The 21,984-nt window shown below is 71.0% G+C and carries 13 protein-coding genes; 9 read left to right on the top strand and 4 right to left on the bottom strand.

Going from position 1 to position 21,984, the window contains the following annotated elements:
- Positions 1-342 precede the first annotated feature (342 nt).
- The 7 genes from AC07F3_RS09900 (at position 343) to AC07F3_RS09870 (ending at position 12,684) form a co-directional block, all read left to right on the top strand.
- Complete coding sequence (locus tag AC07F3_RS09900; protein ID WP_479113053.1) at positions 343-4,584, top strand: HAMP domain-containing protein; 4,242 nt, start codon at positions 343-345, stop codon at positions 4,582-4,584.
- Positions 4,585-4,629: 45 nt separating this feature from the next.
- Positions 4,630-7,113 (top strand): SpoIIE family protein phosphatase, encoded by a 2,484-nt coding sequence (locus AC07F3_RS09895; protein ID WP_479112276.1) that lies wholly within the window; start codon positions 4,630-4,632, stop codon positions 7,111-7,113.
- Positions 7,114-7,390: 277 nt separating this feature from the next.
- Entirely contained in the window at positions 7,391-9,025 is a 1,635-nt protein-coding gene (locus AC07F3_RS09890) for an SDR family oxidoreductase (protein ID WP_479112274.1), read from the top strand.
- A gap of 138 nt (positions 9,026-9,163) precedes the next feature.
- On the top strand, positions 9,164-9,574 hold the full coding sequence (locus AC07F3_RS09885; protein WP_479112272.1) for an ATP-binding protein: 411 nt from the start codon (positions 9,164-9,166) through the stop codon (positions 9,572-9,574).
- 191 nt (positions 9,575-9,765) lie between these two features.
- On the top strand, positions 9,766-10,617 hold the full coding sequence (locus AC07F3_RS09880) for an RNA polymerase sigma factor SigF (RefSeq protein ID WP_479113051.1): 852 nt from the start codon (positions 9,766-9,768) through the stop codon (positions 10,615-10,617).
- Positions 10,618-10,754: 137 nt separating this feature from the next.
- A complete protein-coding gene (locus AC07F3_RS09875) occupies positions 10,755-11,147 on the top strand; it encodes an SsgA family sporulation/cell division regulator (protein ID WP_479112270.1) in 393 nt (130 codons plus the stop codon).
- 169 nt (positions 11,148-11,316) lie between these two features.
- Positions 11,317-12,684, top strand: a complete 1,368-nt coding sequence (locus AC07F3_RS09870) for a histidine-type phosphatase (protein ID WP_479112268.1) — start codon at positions 11,317-11,319, stop codon at positions 12,682-12,684.
- Between the two features lie 65 nt (positions 12,685-12,749).
- Here the strand turns inward: AC07F3_RS09870 and AC07F3_RS09865 are convergent, their stop codons facing one another.
- Entirely contained in the window at positions 12,750-13,655 is a 906-nt protein-coding gene (locus AC07F3_RS09865) for an antibiotic ABC transporter ATP-binding protein (protein WP_479112266.1), read from the bottom strand.
- 122 nt (positions 13,656-13,777) lie between these two features.
- Here AC07F3_RS09865 and AC07F3_RS09860 point away from each other — a divergent pair, with 122 nt between their 5' ends.
- Positions 13,778-14,629: an NAD-dependent epimerase/dehydratase family protein gene (locus AC07F3_RS09860; protein ID WP_479112264.1), complete on the top strand. Its 852-nt coding sequence runs from the start codon at positions 13,778-13,780 to the stop codon at positions 14,627-14,629.
- A gap of 4 nt (positions 14,630-14,633) precedes the next feature.
- On the opposite strand, the gene AC07F3_RS09855 is transcribed toward AC07F3_RS09860, so the two are convergent.
- Positions 14,634-15,476 (bottom strand): NAD-dependent epimerase/dehydratase family protein, encoded by an 843-nt coding sequence (locus AC07F3_RS09855; RefSeq protein ID WP_479112262.1) that lies wholly within the window; start codon positions 15,474-15,476, stop codon positions 14,634-14,636.
- Between the two features lie 182 nt (positions 15,477-15,658).
- Here AC07F3_RS09855 and AC07F3_RS09850 point away from each other — a divergent pair, with 182 nt between their 5' ends.
- A complete protein-coding gene (locus AC07F3_RS09850) occupies positions 15,659-19,822 on the top strand; it encodes a caspase family protein (protein WP_479112260.1) in 4,164 nt (1,387 codons plus the stop codon).
- On the opposite strand, the gene AC07F3_RS09845 is transcribed toward AC07F3_RS09850, so the two are convergent.
- Together AC07F3_RS09845 and AC07F3_RS09840 are read right to left on the bottom strand one after the other, a co-directional pair.
- Positions 19,798-21,291 (bottom strand): trehalose-6-phosphate synthase, encoded by a 1,494-nt coding sequence (locus AC07F3_RS09845; RefSeq protein ID WP_479112258.1) that lies wholly within the window; start codon positions 21,289-21,291, stop codon positions 19,798-19,800. The genes AC07F3_RS09850 and AC07F3_RS09845 overlap by 25 nt on opposite strands.
- Positions 21,288-21,836 carry an SIS domain-containing protein gene (locus AC07F3_RS09840; RefSeq protein ID WP_479112256.1) on the bottom strand — a complete coding sequence of 183 codons (549 nt, stop codon included), beginning with the start codon at positions 21,834-21,836 and terminating at the stop codon, positions 21,288-21,290. The genes AC07F3_RS09845 and AC07F3_RS09840 overlap by 4 nt, the downstream gene beginning before the upstream one ends.
- Positions 21,837-21,984 lie beyond the last annotated feature (148 nt).

Here is a 21,984-nt window from a genome sequence, read left to right as displayed (position 1 = left end):
CGAAGTTCGATGGCTGGCTCACCGAAACCCAGCGTTGCTCAGCAGCGGGCACCGGAGACGGCGGGGCCGGCGCAGGCCGGAGAGTCGGAACTGCGCCGGCTGCTCGCGGGTCTGACCGCGGTGCGGGACGGCGACTTCGGCACCCAGCTGCCCGCCGAGACGGACGGGCTGCTCGGCGAGATCGCCACGGTCTTCAACGGGATGGTCGAGCAGCTCTCGCTGTTCACGTCCGAGGTGACCCGGGTGGCCCGTGAGGTCGGCACCGAGGGACGGCTCGGCGGCCAGGCCGAGGTGCCCGGCGTCTCCGGAACCTGGAAGGACCTGACCGACTCGGTCAACGCGATGGCCGGCAACCTCACCACCCAGGTCCGCGACATCGCCCAGGTGGCCACGGCCGTGGCCCAGGGTGACCTGTCGCAGAAGATCGACGTGGCGGCCCGCGGCGAGATCCTGGAGCTGAAGAACACCGTCAACACGATGGTGGACCAGCTGTCCTCCTTCGCCGACGAAGTCACCCGGGTCGCCCGCGAAGTGGGCAGCGAGGGCCGCCTGGGCGGCCAGGCGCAGGTCCCCGGCGTGGGCGGCACCTGGCGGGACCTGACGGACTCGGTCAACTTCATGGCCGGAAACCTGACGGACCAGGTCCGCAACATCGCGCAGGTGACCACGGCCGTGGCCCGGGGCGACCTGTCGCAGAAGATCACGGTGGATGCGCGGGGCGAGATCCTGGAGTTGAAGAACACCGTCAACACGATGGTCGACCAGTTGTCCGCGTTCGCCGACGAGGTGACGCGGATGGCCCGCGAGGTCGGAACCGAGGGGATCCTCGGCGGGCAGGCCGACGTCAAGGGCGTCTCCGGCACCTGGCGGGACCTGACCGACTCCGTCAACTTCATGGCGGGCAACCTCACCGCGCAGGTCCGCTCCATCGCGCAGGTCGCCACCGCCGTGGCGAAGGGCGACCTGTCGCAGAAGATCACGGTCACCGCCCGGGGCGAGGTCCTGGAGCTGAAGGACACCATCAACACGATGGTCGACCAGCTCTCCTCGTTCGCCGAGGAGGTCACCCGGGTCGCCCGGGAGGTCGGCACCGAGGGCAGGCTGGGCGGCCAGGCGGATGTCCGCGACGTCTCCGGCACCTGGCGGGACCTGACCGAGTCGGTCAACGTGATGGCCGACAACCTCACCGCGCAGGTCCGCTCCATCGCCGAGGTGACGACGGCCGTCGCCAAGGGAGACCTGTCGCAGAAGATCAGGGTGGACGCCCGCGGCGAGATCCTGGAGCTCAAGGAGACCATCAACACGATGGTCGACCAGCTCGGCGGGTTCGCCGACGAGGTCACCCGCGTGGCCCGTGAGGTCGGCACCGAGGGCAACCTGGGGGGCCAGGCCACGGTGCGGGGCGTCTCGGGTACGTGGAAGGACCTCACCGACAACGTCAACGTGATGGCGTCCAACCTCACCGGTCAGGTCCGCTCGATCGCCCAGGTGGCCACGGCCGTGGCCCGGGGTGACCTCTCTCAGAAGATCAATGTCGAGGCCAAGGGCGAGGTCGCCGCACTGGCGGGCGTCATCAACACGATGGTCGACACCCTGTCCGCGTTCGCGGACGAGGTCACCCGCGTGGCCCGCGAGGTCGGCACCGAGGGGACCCTCGGCGGCCAGGCCCGGGTGCCGAACGTCGCCGGTACGTGGAAGGACCTCACCGACAACGTCAACTTCATGGCGCACAACCTGACCAGCCAGGTGCGCAACATCGCCCAGGTCACCACGGCCGTCGCGCAGGGCGACCTCACGCGCAAGATCGACGTGGACGCCCGCGGCGAGATCCTGGAGCTCAAGACCACCATCAACACGATGGTCGACCAGCTCTCCTCGTTCGCCGCCGAAGTCACCCGCGTCGCCCGCGAGGTCGGCAGTGAGGGACGGCTCGGCGGCCAGGCCGAGGTCGAAGGCGTCTCGGGCACCTGGAAGCGCCTCACCGAGAACGTCAACGAGCTCGCCGGGAACCTCACCCGCCAGGTCCGTGCCATCGCCGAGGTCACCGGCGCCGTCGCCGAGGGCGACCTCACCCGCTCCATCACGGTGGACGCCTCCGGCGAGGTGGCCGACCTCAAGGACAACATCAACTTCATGGTGGAGTCGCTGCGCGAGACCACCCGGGCCAACGAGGAACAGGACTGGCTCAAGTCCAACCTGGCCCGGATCTCCGGCCTGATGCAGGGCCGCCGCGACCTCGCCGTCGTCGCCGAACTCATCATGGACGAGCTCACCCCGCTCGTCTCCGCCCAGTACGGCGCGTTCTACCTGGCCGACGAGGCGCCCGACGGGGTCCACCTCAACCTCATCGGCTCGTACGCGTGGCCGGACGCCGCGCCGGGGGCCCGCTTCAAACTCGGCCAGTCCTTCGTGGGGCAGGCGGCCCGCAGCAGGCGGACCATCGCCGTCGACAACCTCCCGCCCGGTTACGTGTCCGTCTCCTCGGGTCTGGGAAGCACCGAACCCGTCTGCCTGATGGTGCTGCCCATCGTCGTCGAGGAGCAGGTGCTCGGCGTCATCGAACTCGCCACCGTCCACGCCTTCACCCCCATCCACCGCGACTTCCTCGAACAGCTCATGGAAGCCATCGGCGTGAACGTCAACACCATCATCGCCAATGCCCGCACCGACGAACTGCTCGACGAGTCGCAGCGCCTGACGGCGGAACTGCAGACCCGGTCCCAGGAGTTGCAGGCCCGCCAGGAGGAACTCCAGTCCTCCAACGCCGAGTTGGAGGAGAAAGCTGAGCTCCTCGTCGCGCAGAACCGCGACATCGAGACGAAGAACCTGGAGATCGAGCAGGCCCGCCAGGAGCTGGAGGACCGTGCGCACCAGCTGTCGCTGGCCTCCACGTACAAGTCGGAGTTCCTGGCCAACATGAGCCACGAGCTGCGCACCCCGCTCAACAGCCTGCTGATCCTGGCCCAGTTGCTCGCCCAGAACCCGGGCCGCAACCTCACCCCCAAGCAGGTCGAATACGCCGGCATCATCCACTCGGCCGGCTCCGACCTGCTCCAGCTGATCAACGACATCCTCGACCTGTCCAAGGTCGAGGCGGGCAAGATGGACGTCAACCCCGAGCAGATCTCGCTGCGCAAACTGCTCGACTACATCGAGGCCACCTTCCGGCCGGTCACCAGCCAGAAGAGCCTGACCTTCACGGTGAAGACCGCCGACACGCTGCCCACCGAACTGCTCACCGACGACTACCGGCTGCGCCAGGTACTGCGCAACCTGCTCTCCAACGCCGTCAAGTTCACCGAGAAGGGCGGTGTCGAGCTGCGGATCGAGCTGCTCTCCGAACAGCTCGCCCCCGAGGCCGCCCGGCGCGGCGGCCCGGTGATCGCCTTCCACGTGGTGGACACCGGGATCGGCATCGCACCGGAGCACCTCGAAACCGTCTTCGGCGCCTTCCAGCAGGCGGACGGCACGATGAGCCGCAAGTACGGCGGCACGGGCCTCGGCCTGTCGATCAGCCGGGAGATCGCCTTCCTGCTCGGCGGCGCGATCACGGCCGAGAGCACCCTGGGCCGGGGCAGTACCTTCACGTTCTACCTGCCGGTCGCCCGGCCGGACTACGCGGAGCTCAACACGCAGAGCGGCCACCTTCCGGCCGCCGCACCCCAGGAGGAGGCCGCCGCCGAGCCCGATCCGCGCTACGCGCTCGCGCCCGCCCCGGACGTCGTGCAGCCCAAGCGGCTGCTGGTCGTCGAGGAGCGCTCGCGCGGCCTGCTGTCGCTGGTCGCGGAGAGCGCCGTCCGCGATCTGGCCGCCCACCCCGACCTCGGCGATCCCCGCGGACCGGTGGAGATCACCGCGGCCGTCGGGGTCAACGAGGCGGCGGCGGCGCTGGCCGCGACGCCCTGCCACTGCGTGGTCCTGGAACTGGACCTGCCCGACGACGCGGCGCTGCGGTTCCTGGAGGACATGGCGCATGACGCCGCGCTGCGCGGTGTGCCGGTGCTGGCCCACAACAACCGCCGGCTCGGCTCGGACCAGGAGCTGGCCCTCCAGCAGCGGGCGGTCTCGCAGCCCTTGGAGCTCATCTCCAGCCTCGACGAACTGCGTGAGCGCATCGCGTTGCACCTGAGCGCGGACCAGCCCGGCGACGTGCTCCCGCTGGTGCGGGCCGACGAGCCGACCGTGGTCAGCCCCACCATCGACAAGTCGCTCGCCGGTCACACGGTCCTGGTGGTGGACGACGACGACCGCAACCTGTACGCCATCACGGGGATCCTCGAACTGCACGGCATGGCCGTCCTGCAGGCCGAGAACGGCAGGGTCGCCCTCGACACCCTCGCCTCCCATCCCCGGATCGACCTGATCCTGATGGACGTGATGATGCCGGAGATGGACGGGTACACGGCCACCGCGGCCATCCGCGCCATGCCCGAGCACGCCGAGCTGCCCATCATCGCCGTGACCGCCAAGGCGATGATCGGCGACCGGGAGAAGAGTCTGGCCTCCGGGGCCAGCGACTACGTCACCAAGCCAGTGGACGCGCACGAACTGGTCGCACGCATCAAGCGGCAGTTGAGCGCCTGACGGCACCCCGCGTCACCGAACGTCCACCTCCTGAGGAGCGAGCTTGTGTCCAGGTCCCATCAGCCCGGGGGAGAACAAGGGAGCAGCCAGGACCTCCAGCCGGGGCACCCCATACCGGCGCAGCCGACAGCCCGAGCCCTGAGCCGTCGGCCGGAGGGCGAGGAGCCGGGCCCGGTGCCCTCGGTGTCCGGCGACGCCATCGCCGTGGGCCGGCTCGCGGACACCGTGCACCGGCTGCGCCACCAACTCCGGCGCGCCCACGCCGAGGCGGAAGGCCGTGCCCTGGTCGAGCTGGCGAGCGGGGTCCTGGTGGAGCGCCTGACCTGTAGCCCCACCGAAGCCGCCGCGCAGCTGGAGAGCCTGGCCGCGCAGGCCGGGCTCTCCACGCTGGAACTGGCCGCCGATCTCGTCAACCAGGCGACCCGCGACAAGATCGCCGACCTGGCTCGCGACTTCGTCGCCGAAGCGGGCCTCCCCGCCAAGGCGTCCGTGGGCCTGCGCCTGCGCAGCGCGGAGGCGGGCGCCCTCGCGGCGGGCGATGCGCAGGCCGTGGCCCAGTCGATCCTCCAGCACGCGCTGGCACCGCTGGGCGCCGTCGCCGTGGCGATCTGGGCCGCGCACGCCGACCAGTCCCTGTCCCTGGCCGGAAGCGCCGGTTTCGCGGACGGCGAGGCCGCCCGCTGGCGCCATGTGCCGCCCGGCGTTCCCACGCCTGCCCGCCGCGCCCTCGACGACCGGGCCGTCACGAGCTACGACACGCTCGCCGGGGCGGCGCTGCCGTCCATCGGCCTGCGGGAACTGGACGGCGGCCGCATCGCGGTCCCGGCCGGTACCGGTGGGCGCATCATCGGCGTACTCGAAATCTGCTGGCACGACCGACTGCCCGCCCAGTCGCAGTCCATCGAGCGGCAGGTGCAGGTGCTGGCCGAGCTGTGCGCGGTGGCCCTGGAGACCCACCCCCTTCCCGACCCCGATCCCGTCACCGGCCGGCCCGCCGACCCCCGGCTGACCGAACTGCTCGACCTCACCGACGGGCTCAACGACCCCTGTCTCGTCCTTGAGCCCCTCCTCGACTCGGCGGACACCCCTGCCGACTTCCTGATTCGGCACGTCAACCCGAGCTTCGTCGACTTCGCCGGCCGGCCGCGGAACCTGATCGCGGGCGCCCGACTGCTGGACGCCTACCCGCTGGTGGCCGAGCCCGGTGGCCTCTTCGACAAGGTGGAGCACGTCCTGGCCACCGGCGAGCCCTTCCGTGCCGAGCGCATGCGGCTCGCGGCCGTCGTCGACACCGTCTCGCTGACCACCCAGGCCCAAGTCAGCATCAGCCGCCAGGGAACCCACGTCCTGGTGGTCTGGCGCCTCGACGAGGGAACCCCGAGGGTCGCCAGCCTGTTGCAGCACGCCCAACGCCTGGGCCGGATCGGCGGGTTCGAGGAGAACCTCCTCACCGGCGACATCGCCTGGAACGAGACCCTCTTCGACCTGCACGGCCTGCCGCCCTCCGCCAAACCGATCCCCCTGGACCAACTGGCCGCCCACGTCCACCCCGACGACGCGCACTCCCTCGACCGGTTCCTGCGCTCGTTGCTGCACCACCAGCGGCCCGCCTCTACCGCCTTCAGGCTCCAGCGCGCCGACAGCGTGCCCCGGCACATCCGGGTGGTCGCCGAGCCCGTCCTCGACGACAACGCCCGGGTCACCGCGGTGCGCGGCGCCTATCAGGACGTCTCCGCCCAGCACTGGACCGAGGTCGCCCTGGCGGCCACCCGGGACCAACTCGCCCAGAGCCAGCAGGAGACGGCCGAACGCAACCGGCTCGCCCTCCGCCTGCAGCACGCCATCATGCCGCCCAACCACGGCCCCGTGGACCTGCACAACCTGAGTGTGGCCGTCCGCTACCGGCCCGCCGAGAAGGACCACCTCGTCGGGGGCGACTGGTACGACGCCGTGGCGCTGCCCTCGGGACAGGTGCTCCTGTGCGTGGGCGACGTGGCCGGGCACGGCATCGAGGCGGCCACCGGCATGGTCGCCCTGCGCAACGCGCTGCGCGGCCTCGCCACCACCGGCGCCGGTCCCGCACAGCTCCTGGCCTGGCTGAACACCGTCACCCACCACCTCACCGACAACGTGACGGCCACCGCGGTCTGCGGCCTCTACGACCCGGACTCGCGCCAACTGCGCTGGGCCCGAGCCGGACACCTGCCGCCCGTCCTGCTGCGCGACGGCCAGGCCGACGCCCTGCCCAAGCTCAGCGGGATCCTCCTCGGAGCCACCAGCCACGCCCGGTACGAGGAGGGGCGGACCCAGCTGGAGATCGGCGACACCCTGTTGATGTACACCGACGGGCTGATCGAGCGGCGGGACCGGTCGGTGCAGGACTCCCTGGAGGGCCTGCTCCAAGTCGCCGAGAAACCCAGTCTGTTGGTCCGGGACGGCCACCTGGAGGACCAGCTCGACCACCTGCTGCGGTACACGAACGCGGACACGGACGACGACACGTGCCTGATCGGGGTCACCGTGCGGTGACGGGCGCCGTGCCCGAGGGGGACCGGACATGGTGCGGCCCCGCGCATCCGGGAGAGGGGGGTGGATGCCGGGGCCGCGAGCCCGGACCAGGTCGGGGGGTGCCTGGCCCTGAGGGGGCTTGCCAGTCGAGTGCCCCCGCCCCGCGATGCCATGCATGTGATCTGGGTAACATCCGTGACGCCGGATCCGGCCCTGCCGAGGAACCACCGGGACGCCGGACCGCTCCGGCTCCTCACGACCGGCCCCCGCGTGGTGTCCGGCCCTCCCGGCGCCCCGGATGTCACGGTGTACCCGTCGACAGCGGCGCCCTCGTGCCCGGCGCACGGTCCGGAACACAGGCGGGGGCGCCCGTAGGGAGAGCGGGTGCCCGGTGGAGGCAGCGGACGGCACGAGGCGGCAGCAGCGGCAGGTCACCTGTCTGGTGACCGGAGCCACGGGGTACGTGGGCGGGCGTCTGGTGCCCGAGCTGCTGAAGGCGGGCCATCACGTGCGGTGCCTGGCACGCTCGCCCGACAAGCTGCGCGACCAGCCGTGGGCCTCACAGGTCGAGGTGGTGCGCGGCGACGTCACGGACCCGGACTCGGTGGCGGACGCGCTGCGCGGCATGGACGTCGCGTACTACCTGGTGCACGCGCTCGGTTCGGGAGGCGACTTCGAGGAGACCGACCGCCGGGCCGCCCACCTCTTCGCCGACGCGGCCGCCGAGGCCGGGGTGCGGCGGATCGTCTACCTCGGCGGGCTCACCCCGCCCGGCGTGCCCGTGCGGGAGCTGTCGCCCCATCTGCGCTCGCGCGCCGAGGTGGGCGAGATCTTCCTCGCCTCCCCGGTGCCCTCGACCGTGCTGCGCGCGGCCGTCGTCATCGGTTCGGGCTCGGCCTCCTTCGAGATGCTGCGCTATCTGACCGAGCGCCTGCCGGTGATGGTGACCCCCAGCTGGGTCTCGACCCGCATCCAGCCGATCGCCATCCGCGACGTGCTGCGGTACCTGGTGGCCGGTGCCCGGATGCCCCAGGAGTCCAACCGGGCCTTCGACATCGGGGGACCCGACGTCATGACGTACCGGGACATGATGGAGCGGTACGCGAAGGTCGCCGGCCTGCGGCACCGGCTGATCCTGCCCGTGCCGATGCTCAGCCCCGGACTCTCCAGCCACTGGATCGGCCTGGTCACCCCGGTGCCGCCGTCGATCGCCCGGCCACTGGCGGAGTCCTTGCGCTACGAAGTGGTCTGCGGCGAACGCGACATCGCCGCGTACGTGCCCGACGAACCCGGCGCGCCGCTCGGATTCGACGAGGCCCTCGAACTCGCTCTGCGGCGGGTGCGCGAGGCCCAGGTCGTGACGCGCTGGTCGAACGCCTCCGTGCCCGGCGCCCCCAGCGATCCCCTGCCCAGCGACCCCGACTGGGCGGGCGGCAGCCTCTACACCGACGTACGCGAGCGTGCCGTCGAGGCTCCGGCCGCGGCGCTGTGGCGGGTGGTCGAAGGGATCGGCGGCGAACACGGTTGGTACTCCTTCCCCTTGGCGTGGTCGGCGCGCGGCTGGCTCGACCGGATCGCGGGCGGCGTAGGGCTCCGGCGCGGGCGCCGCGACGCCCATCGGCTGCGGGTCGGCGACTCGCTGGACTTCTGGCGGGTCGAGGAGCTCGTGCCCGGTCGGCTCCTGCGTCTGCGGGCCGAGATGAGGCTGCCAGGGCTCGCCTGGCTGGAAATGAGCATCGAGGAGGACGGAGGCCGGCGCAGCCGCTACCGGCAGAGGGCGGTGTTCCATCCGCGCGGACTGCTCGGTCACGCCTACTGGTGGAGTGTCTCCCCGTTCCACGCCGTCGTCTTCGGCGGGATGGCCCGCAATGTCGCGAAAGCCGCCGAAGCGGACGGCGGTGGATCTCCGCAGGCGCCGGTTCCGGACGCCTGAACCGCGCCCCGACCGAGGTGGCGAGGGATCAGAACCGGCCGGAATCCGGCCTGGAGCGCACACGTTCGGCCAAGACGATGCGGGGCAGAAGGCTCAGTACACCTATATCCACGGGCAAATCCCCAGGGGGTTTCGATCATGGCGCGCCCGCTTGTCAGCACCAGCCACTCGCCAGGCTCCGCCCAACGGACCACAGGACCGGCCACCCCGGCCGAGGCCCGTGACGCGGCTCGCAGCTTCCTCTCCACCTTGGTGCCCCGGCCATCGCGTGAGAACGCCGAGAACGTGGTGCTCGTCGTCTCCGAACTCGTCACGAACGCGCTGCGGCACGCGGGCGGAGCCCTCGCCCTGCGATTCGCCGCCGACCGGAGCATGCTGCACGTCAGCGTGCGCGACCCCAGCCCCGATCCGCCGAGGGAGCGCCCGCCCGACCTCACCGGGTACGAGGGCGGATTCGGCTGGCCGCTGGTCCGCCATCTCGCGCGCAGCGTGGCCGTCATCCCCTGCGTGGACGGAGGCAAGGCCGTGTGCGTGGCACTGCCCCGCTGACGTGCGACGCCCTGTCAGGAGCGAATTCGTGAAGTGACCTTCAGCCAGTCGGGGGACATGACGCATGATCCGGATCGTCGGGGGCACCCGGTGGCTTCGACAGGTGGAGCACGGTGACTAGGGAGGTTGTCCTCATGGCAGCGGCGCGGGTGACGGGACGAGAGCAGACGGACCGGGCAGCGGCCACAACCATGGAGCCCGGGGTGGAGGAGTTGCCCTGGGTGGAGGATGCGGGGAAGGTCGCGCCGAAGGATGCGCGGGAGTTGTCGAAGGTTTTCTTCGAGCGGCTTCAGGTGCTGGAGGAGGGTACGCCCGAGTACCAGTACGCGCGGAACACGTTGATTGAGATGAATCTGTCGTTGGTGCGGTTTGCCGCGGGGCGGTTCCGTAATCGGGGCAGTGGTGAGATGGAGGACGTGGTCCAGGTCGGGACCATTGGTCTGATCAAGGCGATCGACCGGTTCGATCTGTCGCGTGAGGTGGAGTTCACCTCGTTCGCGGTGCCGTACATCGTGGGGGAGATCAAGCGGTTCTTCCGCGACACCACGTGGGCCGTGCACGTGCCGCGCCGTTTGCAGGAACTGCGCGTGGACATCGCCAAGGCCAAGGAGAGCCTGGCGCGTGACCTGGACCGCGATCCGACGGTGCGCGAACTGGCGGCTCACCTGAAGCTGGACGAGGAGGAGGTCGTCGAAGGCCTCGTCGCGGCCAACGGCTACACAGCGGGCTCCCTCGACATGTCCGCCGACGCGGAAGAGACGGGCGGGACGGCGCACAGCCGCAGCCGCACGTTCGTCGACTTCATCGGTGAGGAGGATCCGGGCATAGAGAAGGTGGAGAACCTTCATGCGCTGGCTCCGCTGATGGGTGAGCTGTCCGAGCGGGAGCGGCGGATCGTGAGCATGCGGTTCGGGCGGGAGCTGACGCAGGCCGAGATCGGTGCGGAGCTCGGTGTCTCGCAGATGCAGGTCTCCCGGCTGCTGTCGCGCATCTTGGCCAAGCTGCGTGCCGGAATGGCCGAGGAGCCCTTGACGGACGCCTGACCGGGGCCGGGGCGCGGCGAGTTCCGAGGTGGGCCGGGCCCCGCCGCCGCTTCCGGGTTCCCCCGAGGACCTGTTCCCGTCTGCCCGGGCCCGAGTGCTGGAGGCGATCTGTGAGTTCGTTGTGCGAGACCGTGTTCATGAATCTCGAAGTCGAAGGGGCCGAGCGGCTCCCGCTGGTCACCCAGTTGCTGTACGAGGAGCAGGATCCCTATGCGATCCGGGTCTCCTTCGAGTTGCAGGAGGACGTCGCCGTCACCTGGACCATCGAGCGCGACCTGCTCGACCGGGGCCTGACGCAGGAGGTCGGCGACGGAGACGTACGCATCGCCCCCCGGGTCGAGGCGAACCGGCGTGAGGCCCGTATCGAACTCGCGGGCTGCGGCCTTGACGGCGTGTGGGGCCGCGCGGTCTTCTTCGCCTGGGAACCCGCTCTGCGGGGCTTCCTGGACCGGACGTACGAAGCCGTGCCCCCGGGAGCGGAGGAGATCGACGTGGACGCCTTCCTCGCCGAGGTGCTGACCGCGGGATGATCCGGCGGGCGGCGCGAGGAAGCCAACTCCTCTCCCGTCGAGCCCCGTCGAAGCCGGGCCTTCACGCGGAGCTCACCTCGGCGCAGCCCAGGCCACGGCCGATGTTTCGACCGCGGTGCGAGCATGCGGGACACCGCCGCTGGTCGAACCCGCCCGAAAGGCTCCCGCCGTGAAGCGCACCGCCTCCCTGGCCGCCGCCATGGCCGTGTCCCTCGCCGTCACCGTGGTCCTCTCCGGTGGCGCCTCCGCGCACGACCGGCCCGGCGCATCCCCCTGGGGGCAGGGCCTCTACGGGACGAAGACCCCGTACGCCCCGCAGCAGGCCGCCGACCGCTATCAGCGCGTGCCCAAGGGGTTCACGCCGGTCTTCACGGAGACCGTGACCCGGCACGGTTCGCGCGCCATGACGGACAGCGGCGACGGCGACGCGGTGCTCGCGGTGCTCCGTCGCGCGCAGGACCAGAACGGGCTGACCCCGCTCGGTTCCCGGCTTGCTCCTCAGGTGCACACCCTCCTGAACGCGGCGGCCCGGCTCGGCTACGGCAGCCTCTCCGGGCGCGGCGCCCAGGAACAGCGGCAGATGGCCCGGCGCATGGAGCAGCGGGTGCCCGAGTTGTTCCGGGCCATCGCGGCCAAGGGAGAGCCGATCGAGGTCGAGACGTCGGGGGTGCCCCGCGCCGTCGCCAGCGCCCAGGCCTTCGCCGACGGGCTCGCCGCAGGGGACCCGGCGGTGGCGGGCCTGATCAAGCCGCCCGTCACCAAGAAGGATCTGCTGTACTTCCACAAGCAGCCGCAGAACGCCGACTACCAGGCCTATTTGGCACACGATCCCCAGCTGGCCGCGGTCCTGGAGCGGATCGACGCTCAGCCCCGTACCGCGGACACCGCCCGGCACGTCGTCTCGCGCCTGTTCCGCGCCGACTTCGTCTCCACGATGGCCGCCGGAGACCGGATCGCCTTCGCCCGGTCCCTCTACTCGCTCTTCAGCGCAGCCCCCGATCTGGCCGCGGAAGCGCCGACCGTGGATCTCGGCCCGTTCCTGACGCCCGCCGACGCACACTGGCTCGCCTACCTCGACGACGCGGAGGAGTTCTACGAGAAGGGCCCCGCTTTCGCGGGCCGCACCATCACCTACAAGATGGCCGGGGTGCTGTTGGACGACCTGCTGGCCCGCGCCGAGACTAAGGCCGCGGGCTCCGGCGGCGCCGGCGCCGTGCTCCGGTTCACCCACGCCGAGGAGATCGAGCCGCTGGCCGCCCTGATGGGACTGCCCGGCAGCACCCGGCCCGCGCAGCCCGGTCGGCCCTACTCCTACGCCACCAACCCCTGGCGTGGCGCCCGGGTCGCCCCGATGGCGGCCAACATCCAGTGGGACCTCTACGCGAGCACCCCCCAGGACGGCAAGCCCGCCCGTTACCTGGTCCGGATGCTCTACAACGAGAAGCAGACGGCCTTCAAGGCCGCCTGTGAGCCGACCGGCAAGGGCAGCTACTTCTACGACCTGACCGAGCTGAAGAGCTGCCTCAACCGAAGCTGACACACGCTGACACAGCATCAAGTCACCTGTGTTGAGGACTACTTGCGGCTTCCGTGCCGACGGACTCAGAGGGCGAGGCCGTCGGCGATGGCCCGGCCGGTGGTGGGAGCCGTCAGGTAGCGGACCATGGAGTGCATCTCGACGCCGTTGTCGATCTCGTGATCGTGGATCTCCGGCCCGAAGCGGGGGGCGAGCTCCTTGGCGAGGGCGACGACGTCGCACGCGTCGGCGATGTTCGTCCAGCTGCGGATTCCGGACGGCCAGAGCCCGTTGCCCCGCCGGGGCGCAGGGACCAGTCGGTCGAAGATCAGGCCGCGCAGCCCCAGAGGGGAGCCGAGCGTGACCAGTGTGGAGATCTGCCCTGGGGGCAGCGCGGCCCGCAGGGCCTCGTTGCAGAGCAGCTCGTACGCCGCCACCGTGCCCAGCGAGTGCGCCACCAGGATGCGGGTGTCCGGCTCGATGGCCCCGGCCACCGCCTCCTGTACGCGCTCGCGCAGGCCCGGTTCGCCGAAGTAACGGCGCACCTGCTTGAGGCCGAAGATCAGCAGGGGCTCGGCGACGCGTGCGAAGTAGGGGGCATGGGTCAGGGCGTTGAGTGCCCGGCGCACCATGGGGCGCTTCAACGGGCGGCCGGCCAGATATCCGGCCGTGCCGCGGGACTTGGCGTCGGGACCGAGCACTTCCGGATAGACGCGCGCCGCTTCGAGCCACCACTCCAGCAGCAGCTCCGACTCGTAGTCGGGTTCGACGTCCGCCTCGTCGTAGGCCGGGACCGTCGTCGCGCGGGTGCCGGGCCGCACGAACGCGTCGCCGTAGAAGGCGCAGGCGATGTCGTCGTCGCCCAGCTCCGGCCCGGCCGCACCGACGGCGGCCGTCACCCCGTCACGCAGGGCGGGCGCGACCTCGGCATGCAGGGTCCGAGCCCCTTTGAACTGCTGGGCCACTCCGTGCACCACGACGATCCGCGCCATCTGTACTCCTCGGATCCCCGCCGCAGCGGTCACCTTACGAAGCGGTCAGCCCAACGACTATAGTCCCTGCGCCACGCCGTCGTGGTGATCCGTCAGATCGTTTGCCTGATAAGGGAGTTGGGATGCGGGTAGCGGTGACCGGGGGGCTGGGCCGGATCGGCCGGGCGGTGGTGGCGGAGCTCGCCGGGCACGGTTTCGGGACGGTTCAGGTGGACGTCGCGCCGATGCGCGGTCAGGGCCCCGGCTACCGGCGGGCCGATCTGCGCGAACTGTGGCAGGCCGTGGACGCTCTCGACGGGGTGGACGCGGTGGTTCACCTCGCCGCGACGGGCGTGCCCGACTCGCACACGCTGCACCCGGAACTGGCGGAGGGGGCCACCTACACGGCGAATTCCGCCTCCACGTACAACGTGTTCCAGGCGGCGGCCGTGCACGGCGTGCGGCGCGTCGTGTGGGCCTCCAGCGAGACCGTGCTCGGCCCGCCCTTCCGGGTCGGGGGGCCCGCCCAACTGCCCCTGGACGAGGCCCACCCGGTCCGTCCCGAGACCTCCTACGCCCTGTCGAAGGCGACGGGCGAGGCGATCGCCCACCATTTCGCTCGCCGCTGTGCGATGACGTCAGTGGCCCTGCGCTTCTCGGTCGTCATGGACCACGCGGAGTACGCGGCCCTGCCGGAGTACTGGGCCGAGCCCGAACGCGGTCGATGGAACCTGTGGAGTTACGTGGACCTCGCGGATGTGGCGGAGAGTTGTCGGCTCGCCCTGACGGCCGGGCTCACCGGTGCGACGGCGCTGACCGTCGCGGCTCCTGACACGCTGTCGGACAGGCCCACGGCGGAATTGCTCGACACGTTCTTCCCGGGAGTGCGGGTCACCCGGCCCCTGGGGGACTACGAGGCGCTCCAGTGTTCCGCGAAATCCGAGCGATTGCTCGGCCTGCGCCCGTCCCGCTCCTGGCGGGACCGAGCCCGGTGAGCATTCATGTACCGCCCTTTTCCACGCCGGAGGGATGGTGGCCGTGCGGCAGATCGGTGAAGAGTTCCCTGAACGCCGGCGAGAGCCGCATGAAGTCATAGGCGGGCTCATAACCGAGCAGCTCGCGGGTCGCCGTGATGTCCAGGCGTTTGAACCAGTTGTTGCTGACGCCGTGGAAAATGCCGAAACCGATTCCCTGGACCCGGATGGCGCGTTCCATGAGGCGGTACAGATCCTGGTCCGCCACGAACGTGCCGATCATCCACTCGGAATCCGGCTCCATGGCCGCCTCGGGTTTCTGGAAGGCGCCGATGCGGACCGCCATCACCGTGAGTCCGCCGCGCTCGGCCATGTAGCGTCCCAGCGCCTCGCCGAAGCATTTCGTGACGCCATAGAGGTTTCCCGGGTTCACCGGGGCGTCCGCCGTGATCTGGCGACCAGGCGCGTAGCCCGAGACGGCGTGCACCGATGAGGCGAAGACGACCCGCGGGCAGCGGGCCGACCGGCTCGCGGCGAACACGTGATAGGTGCCCACGATGTTGGCGGCGAGCAAGCTGTCCCATTCCGCGGCGGTGTTCGAGTCCGCGGCGAGATGCAGTACGCAGTCGGCGCCGCGGCAGAGTTCCGTGAGGCGGGGCAGGTCCGCCAAGTCGCAGTGCGCGGTCCTCCCATAGGCGTCGAGTCCGGTGAGATCGACTCCGGGGCGGTCGAGCAGGAGCAGTTCGAACCGGTCCGCCGCGAATTTCGCGAATCCGCTGCCGATGCGTCCGGCCGCACCGGTGACGATCACTTTGAGGCGGCCCTCGGTGAATGGCAAGGGTGTTTGAATGGTGACCGCATCGCCCATTTCTGTCCCAGCTGTTGTGCCGACCTTGGGATCAGTGTGTTCCCGCGCGCGGTGAAATGCTACCGATTCGAACGTGGTGGGCGTATCGTGCGGGCTCAAGACGTGGGTTCCGAGGGGGCGGAAGCAGTCGAATGATCTCGCACGAGTCAACGGGGGCCGACTGCGGGGAGCCCCGCAGATATGTGATCGCCGCGGGAACCGGCCGCTATACGCAACCGGGCATCGACGACCTTCCCGGTGTCGAGGGCGATGTCGAACTCATGGCGGGTCTGTTCGCCTCCCTCGGCTACGAACGCGTCCTGCGGGACCGGAGCAGGAATCCGACCGCCCGGGAGCTGATCTCCGGTCTGGAGGAGTGGCTCGGGTCCGAGGACCGCCGCCCCGACGACATCGTGGTGCTCTACTACGCCGGTCACGGCGTGCGCGCCAGCGGCGGGCGCCACTACCTGCTGTGCACCGACAGCGCCGAGAACCGCCTGGTGTCGACCGCCATCAGGACCGACGACCTGGCCCTGATGTTCGCGGACGACACGGTGCACGCCCGGGTGCTCATCGTCCTCGACACCTGTTACGCGGGGGCGGGAACGACCGACATCGCCATGGTGGCCAACCAGTTGGCGGCCGGGCGGACGACGGTGGCCGGCAATCTGTGGCTGCTCGCGGGCGCCCGGGCCCGGGACGAGGCGGGCGAGGGCGTGCTGACCGGGGCGCTGACCGACACCCTCGCCGCGCCGAGGGCCGGCGCCCACCAGCAGTACATTGACCTGTCGGAGATCACCGAGCGGATCAACGAGCACTTCCGCACGAACCATCCCTACCAGCACGCCAGTTGCACCTCCGTGGACACCGCCGGAGTGCCGCCGTTCTTCCCCAACCGCAACTTCGTGCCCGGTCTGTTCGGCGGGGAGCTGGACGTCGAGACGCTGACCCGGATGCGGCGGGAGCGCTCCGCGCACTTCGATCCCCGCGCGCGCGGGGTGGAGTACGTCGGGGAGGTGGGCTCGTACTTCACCGGGAGGGTCGCCGCCCTCACGGAGCTGGCCCGCTGGCTGTCCAACCCGTCCCACGACCGGCGCGCCCGGGTCGTCACCGGCGGCCCGGGCTCGGGCAAGTCGGCTCTGCTGGGGCGGCTCCTGTATCTCGCGGACACGCCGGGGGCCGATGACCGGACTCCCCCCGAGACCGTTCCGCCGACCGGCTGCGTCACCACCCACCTGCACCTGCGCCGCCGCACCCTGGACGACGTCGTCGCCGAGCTGGGGCGCGCCGCGGGCTGCGTGGCCACCACGCCGGATGATCTGCTGGGCTTCCTGCGGGACCGCTCCGCCCGCTTCACGGTGCTCCTCGACGCCCTGGACGAGGCCGGCATCGTCGGCGACCAGGCCGAAGCGACGCTGATCGCACGGGCGTTGCTGCGGCCGATGTCGACGATGGCGCAGGTGCGGCTCATCATCGGCACCCGGCGGGACCCGATCGATGCCCTGGGCACCGCCGTCGAGCTCATCGACCTGGACCAGCCGTCGTACGCAGGGGTCGAGGACGTCGCCGACTATGTGAGGGCCCTGCTGCTGGCCGAGGACGATCCCGACAGCCTCTCGCCGTACCGGGGCCACTCGACCCTCGCCGCCGCGGTGGCCCGCGGGGTCGCGGCCCGCGCCGGACAGTCCTTTCTCGTGGCCAACATGACGGCACGCTCGTTGATCAACCGCCAGGTCCAGGTGGATCCGACGCGGGCCGGCTGGCACCGCCAACTGCCCAACGAGGTGAAGGACGTCTTCGCCGCGTACCTGTCCCGTTTCGGAGCCAACGAGTGGCGGGTGCGCCGCCTGCTCACCCCGCTCGCCTACGCGGAAGGGCAGGGCCTTCCCTGGGACAACCTGTGGGCGGCGCTGGCTTCGGTCCTGGCCGGGCTGCGCTGCTCGGACGAGGACATCGACTGGCTGCTGGGAAACGCCGGAGCCTACATCGTCGAGGTGCGTGTGGGGGACCGGTCGGTGTTCCGGCTCTACCACGAGACCCTCGCGGAGTTCCTCCGGGACTCCCGCCGCGACAAGGAGGTCCACCGCCGGATCACCACGACCCTGCTCGACCAGGTGCCCCTCTCCGGCGGGCGCCGTTCCTGGGGCGACGCCCACCTCTACATACGCAGCCACCTGGCCAGCCACGCGGCGATCGCCGGCACCCTGGACGACCTGCTGGCCGACCCGGAGTTCCTGGTGCACGCCGACCCCGGGGTCCTGGCACCCGCGCTGCGCTGGGTCAGCGGCGAGCAGGCCCGTATGGTGCGTTCGATCTACCGGGCCTCGCTCGCCCTGCATCGCCAGTCCGCTCCCGTGGTCCGCCGCCAGATCCTGGCGTTCGACGCCGCCAGCCACCAAGTGCGCTCCCTGGCCAAGGAGTTGAGCGCCGATCTGCCCTGGCGGGTGCGCTGGGCGACCGGCTCTCAGGTGAATCCCGCGCTGCAGATGTCCTTCGTGGACCATTCCCACGGAGTCAAGAGCGCCGACTGCTTCGAGCTCGACCAGCAGCCCTATGCCGTCACCGCGGACACGGACGGCGTGCTGCGCCTGTGGGACCTGGGCAACGGCAACCTGCACGGGATGCTGCGCGGACACATGGCCGAAGTGAACTCCGTGCACCACCTCTGGTTCGGGGGCGAGCCGCTCGGCTTCAGCGCGAGCAGCGACGGCACGGCCCGGGTGTGGAACCTGCGGGACGAGAGCGAACGCGCCGTGTTCAGCGGGCACGTGGGACGAGTCGGGGTGGCGGCGGGGCTGGTGGTCGCGGATCGTCTGATGCTGGTGAGCGGCGGCGACGACCGCACCATCCGGCTCTGGGACGTGGCCTCGGGGCGGGAGGAGCAGCGCCTGGTCGGCCACACGGGCGCGGTGCGGGCACTGGCGTGCGGACAGGTGGACGGCAGCGCGGTGGTCGCCAGCGGCGGGAGCGACGGCAGCGTACGGCTGTGGGAGCCGCGCGGACCCTTGCCTCCCCGGGCGGGGGCCGAGCGGGCCGCGTGCCGCTGGGGGTCGCGGGCGGTGCTGACCGGGCATTCCGGCGAGGTCAACACGGTGGCCTTCGCCGAACTGGACGGCTCACCCGTGGTGATCAGCGGTGGGGACGACCGCACCGTCCGCGTCTGGGACGTCAGGAGCCGCGAGCAGAGGTGCCTGTTCTCCGGTGACATGGGCTGGGTCCGGGCGGTGGCGTGCATGACGCTCGACGGCCGCAGCGTGGTGGTGTGCGGCACCGACAGCGGTCACGCCCACATTTGGGATCTGCACCGCGAGGTCGAGCTGAGCGTGCTGATCGGGCACACGCACTGGGTGCGCGCCGTGGCGGGTGTGAAGATCGAAGGGCGTACCGCGGTGGTCACCGGCGCCAGCGACGGCACCATGTGCGTGTGGGACCCCAGCGTGGAGGGCAAGTCGAAGGACGTGGTGGGACACGCGGGCGGCGTGAACGCGGTCAGCGCCCTGAGTGTGCAGGGCCGCGCCGTCGCCGTCAGTGGCGGCGACGACCGCACGGTACGCGCCTGGGACATCGAGTCCGGCCGTCAGCGCGGCGTCATCAAGGGGCACACCGGGTTCGTGCGGGCGGTGGCCTGTGCGCAGCTCGACGATGCGCCCGTGGTGGTCAGCGGGGCCAGTGACGGAACGGTCCGGGTGTGGGACCTGATGAGCCAGCGTCAGCGCGCGGTCCTGACCGGCCACACCGACTGGGTCAGCTCGGTGGCGTGCACACACATAAGGGGCAGAACCGTGGCCGTCAGTGCCAGCGACGACTGCACCCTGCGGGTGTGGGACCTGCACAACAACAGCGAGCGCGACGTCCTGTCCGGGCACACCGGCGGGATCAACACGGTGGCGTGCACCACGCTGGACGGCCGACCGGTGGCCCTGACCGGGTCGTTCGACGGCTCGATCCGGCTGTGGGACCTGGAGACGGGGCGGGTCTGTGCGGTGTTCACCGGGCACACGGGCTGGGTGCGGGCGCTGGACTGCGCCACGCTCGACGGACGGCCGGTGGTGGTCAGTGTGGACGACGACGGCGGCGTGTTCGTGTGGGACCTGAAGGACCGCAGGAGGTGCCTGCGCCTCAGCGACGCGGGGGCCGGCACCAACGCCATCGCCTGCATGCGCCTGCGGAACCGGACGGTCGTGGTGACGGCCGGGGACGACCGGATCGTACGGTTCTGGGATCTGCACACCCGCGAGCGCCAGGAGGGGTTCGTGCTTCCCGCCCCGGGCTGGTCCCTGGCCGCGGCGCCCGACAACCGGCTGGTGGTGGGGACGGGGCGGGAGGTGTGCGTGTTCGACCACTACGGCGACGGTGTGCCGGACTGAGACGGGCACACCAGCCGCTCCAGGTCCTGGAGTTGGTGCGCGAGCCAGCGCACCGGATCACCCCCGGCCACCGCGGCGCGCAGCCCGGCCGCACGTCGCCGGCGCTCGTCGGGGGACAAGGTGAGGGCACTGCGCAGCGCCCTCGCGGTGAGGTGGACGTCGCGCGGGTCGTGCACGAGCTCGGCCCGGTGACCGAGCAGGTCGCTGCTGCCCGCGCCGCTGGAGAGCACCAGTGCTCCGTGGCGGGTGTTGAGCTGGGGCCCCTCCTGCGACACGAGGTTCATGCCGTCGCGTACGGGGTTCACCAGCAGCACGTCGTAGGACTTGAGCGCCGCCACGCACCGGGGGACGTCGTGCCCCAGGTGCACGCGGAGACACCCGGGGAAGCGGTGGTTCAGGTGCTCGGTCATGTGGTGGATGCGCTCGGCGTGGGCGCGGTACTCGGGGATGCGTTCCCTGGAGGGCGTCAGACAGGCGGTCATGGCCACGCGGCCGCGGAGTTCGGGCGCGTGCTCCAGGAGGAGCTCGAACGCGTGGAGGCCGCGCAGGATGTTCTTGGACGGGTCGACCCGGTCCACCCTGACGATGTGCTGGACCGCCGGATCCAGACCGAGCCCGCGCTCCCATGCTCTGGTCTCCGCGCTGCGGGCGTTCGCGGCGAGCAGCGCCGAGTCGGCGCGCACGGGATAGCAGCGGACGGCGGTGGTGCGCACGGGGCCCGCCGCCCCCGGACGCCTGCTCTCCACCACTCCGAGCAGGCCGTCTTCCCGTCTGCCGAGCCTCACCCGGTGTCCCCAACTCGCGCAACAGGCAAAAAAGTTGGATGCCCAGCGGGGGGACTGGAAGCCGATCAGGTTCGCGGCGAGCATGCCGTCAAGGACGGCTGTGGAGACGGGACGGGGGAGGCGGGCCAGCTCCTCGGGAGTGCTGAACGGCGTGTGCAGGAAGAGCCCGATGGGCTGGTTCGGCCGAGTGGCGCGAACGAAGCCGGGGGTGGTGGCCAGTTGGTAGTCCTGGACGAGCACGGGGGTCCGGGGCGTGGTCTGCCGCACGAGCTGTTCCGCCACGCTCCGGTTCACCTGCTGGTAGGAGCGGGTGAAGGTGTGCGCTTCGGGCGGCGGGGCGCTCGTGCCCGCGACATCCGGCCACAGCCCGTGCAGGGCCAGCCAGAGCATGCGCACCCCTACGTCGTCGTAGTACTCGCGGTAGGGGCGCTCGCCGACCGGCACGGGGGTGTAGCGGTAGCCCAGGTGGCGGGCGATGGCCGCCTGCGCGGCGGGACCGAGGGCCTCGCGATCGGCTTCGGCATCGGAGGGTGCGACCCACAGGGTGTGCCGGGAGAGTCCGCGGGCGGCGGTGTCGAGCAGGGAGGTGACGCTTCCGGGGCGGCGTTCCATCCGTGGTCGCGGCCCCGAGCCGAGGAGGGCGACGGGGCCGCGGTCGGAGGCGATCGCGAGGTCCGGCGTCACGGCGGAGGGCCCATGGCGAGGTCGGCCGCTTCCGCGGCGACCGTCCGCGGCGCCGTCAGCGGATGGCCGCGCAGGGCGTTCGCCAGGGCGTGCACCAGGCCGAGGTGGACGGTTTCGACCACGCCGTAGTCCCAACTCGGCACGTGCAGGGCCACATCGACCCGGTGCAGGGCGCGGCCGCCGTCGGAGCCGAGCAGTCCGATGGTGGCCGCGCCGAGCTCCCGCGCCGTGTCAAGACCGGCCAGGACGTTGTCCGAATTCCCGCTGACGCTGACGGCGATCACCACGTCCTGCGGGTCGAGCAGGGTGTCCAACTGGCCGGAGAACCCCTGGGCGCTGCCGTTGTCATTGGTCCATGCGGTGAGTAGCGAGGTGTTGTCGGCGAGTGCGATGGCGCGCAACCGCTCGTGCCGGGTGCGGCCGATTCCCTTGGCCAGGTCGCAGGCCATGTGACTGGCGGTCGCCGCGCTGCCGCCGTTGCCCATGACGTAGACGCGCGCGCGGCGCCGCCTGGCCCTTGCCAGCAGGGTCACGGCCTGGTTCACGGCGCGCGCGTCGACCGCGTCGAATCCGTTGGCGGCGTCATGGCGGAAGAGTTCGTAGACGTGCCGGACGGACGGCGTGTGGTGGCTGGATGGTGGTGGGTTGTTTCGTGCTTGACCGCTTCGGAGAACTGTCGGGTCATCCGACACG

The sequence above is a fragment of the Streptomyces sp. NPDC045846 genome (genome assembly GCF_056431605.1).
Note: the sequence above shows the minus strand (reverse complement) of the source record. Positions and strands in the feature narration are given on the sequence as shown.

Bases quoted from the DNA above. Each gene is read 5' to 3' on its own strand.
- AC07F3_RS09880 (WP_479113051.1), top strand. From the start codon at position 9,766: ATGGAGCCCGGGGTGGAGGAGTTGCCCTGGGTGGAGGATGCGGGGAAG.
- AC07F3_RS09890 (WP_479112274.1), top strand. From the start codon at position 7,391: ATGTCACGGTGTACCCGTCGACAGCGGCGCCCTCGTGCCCGGCGCACG.
- AC07F3_RS09875 (WP_479112270.1), top strand. From the start codon at position 10,755: ATGAATCTCGAAGTCGAAGGGGCCGAGCGGCTCCCGCTGGTCACCCAG.
- AC07F3_RS09860 (WP_479112264.1), top strand. From the start codon at position 13,778: ATGCGGGTAGCGGTGACCGGGGGGCTGGGCCGGATCGGCCGGGCGGTG.
- AC07F3_RS09865 (WP_479112266.1), bottom strand. From the start codon at position 13,655: ATGGCGCGGATCGTCGTGGTGCACGGAGTGGCCCAGCAGTTCAAAGGG.
- AC07F3_RS09900 (WP_479113053.1), top strand. From the start codon at position 343: ATGGCCGGCAACCTCACCACCCAGGTCCGCGACATCGCCCAGGTGGCC.
- AC07F3_RS09855 (WP_479112262.1), bottom strand. From the start codon at position 15,476: ATGGGCGATGCGGTCACCATTCAAACACCCTTGCCATTCACCGAGGGC.
- AC07F3_RS09885 (WP_479112272.1), top strand. From the start codon at position 9,164: ATGGCGCGCCCGCTTGTCAGCACCAGCCACTCGCCAGGCTCCGCCCAA.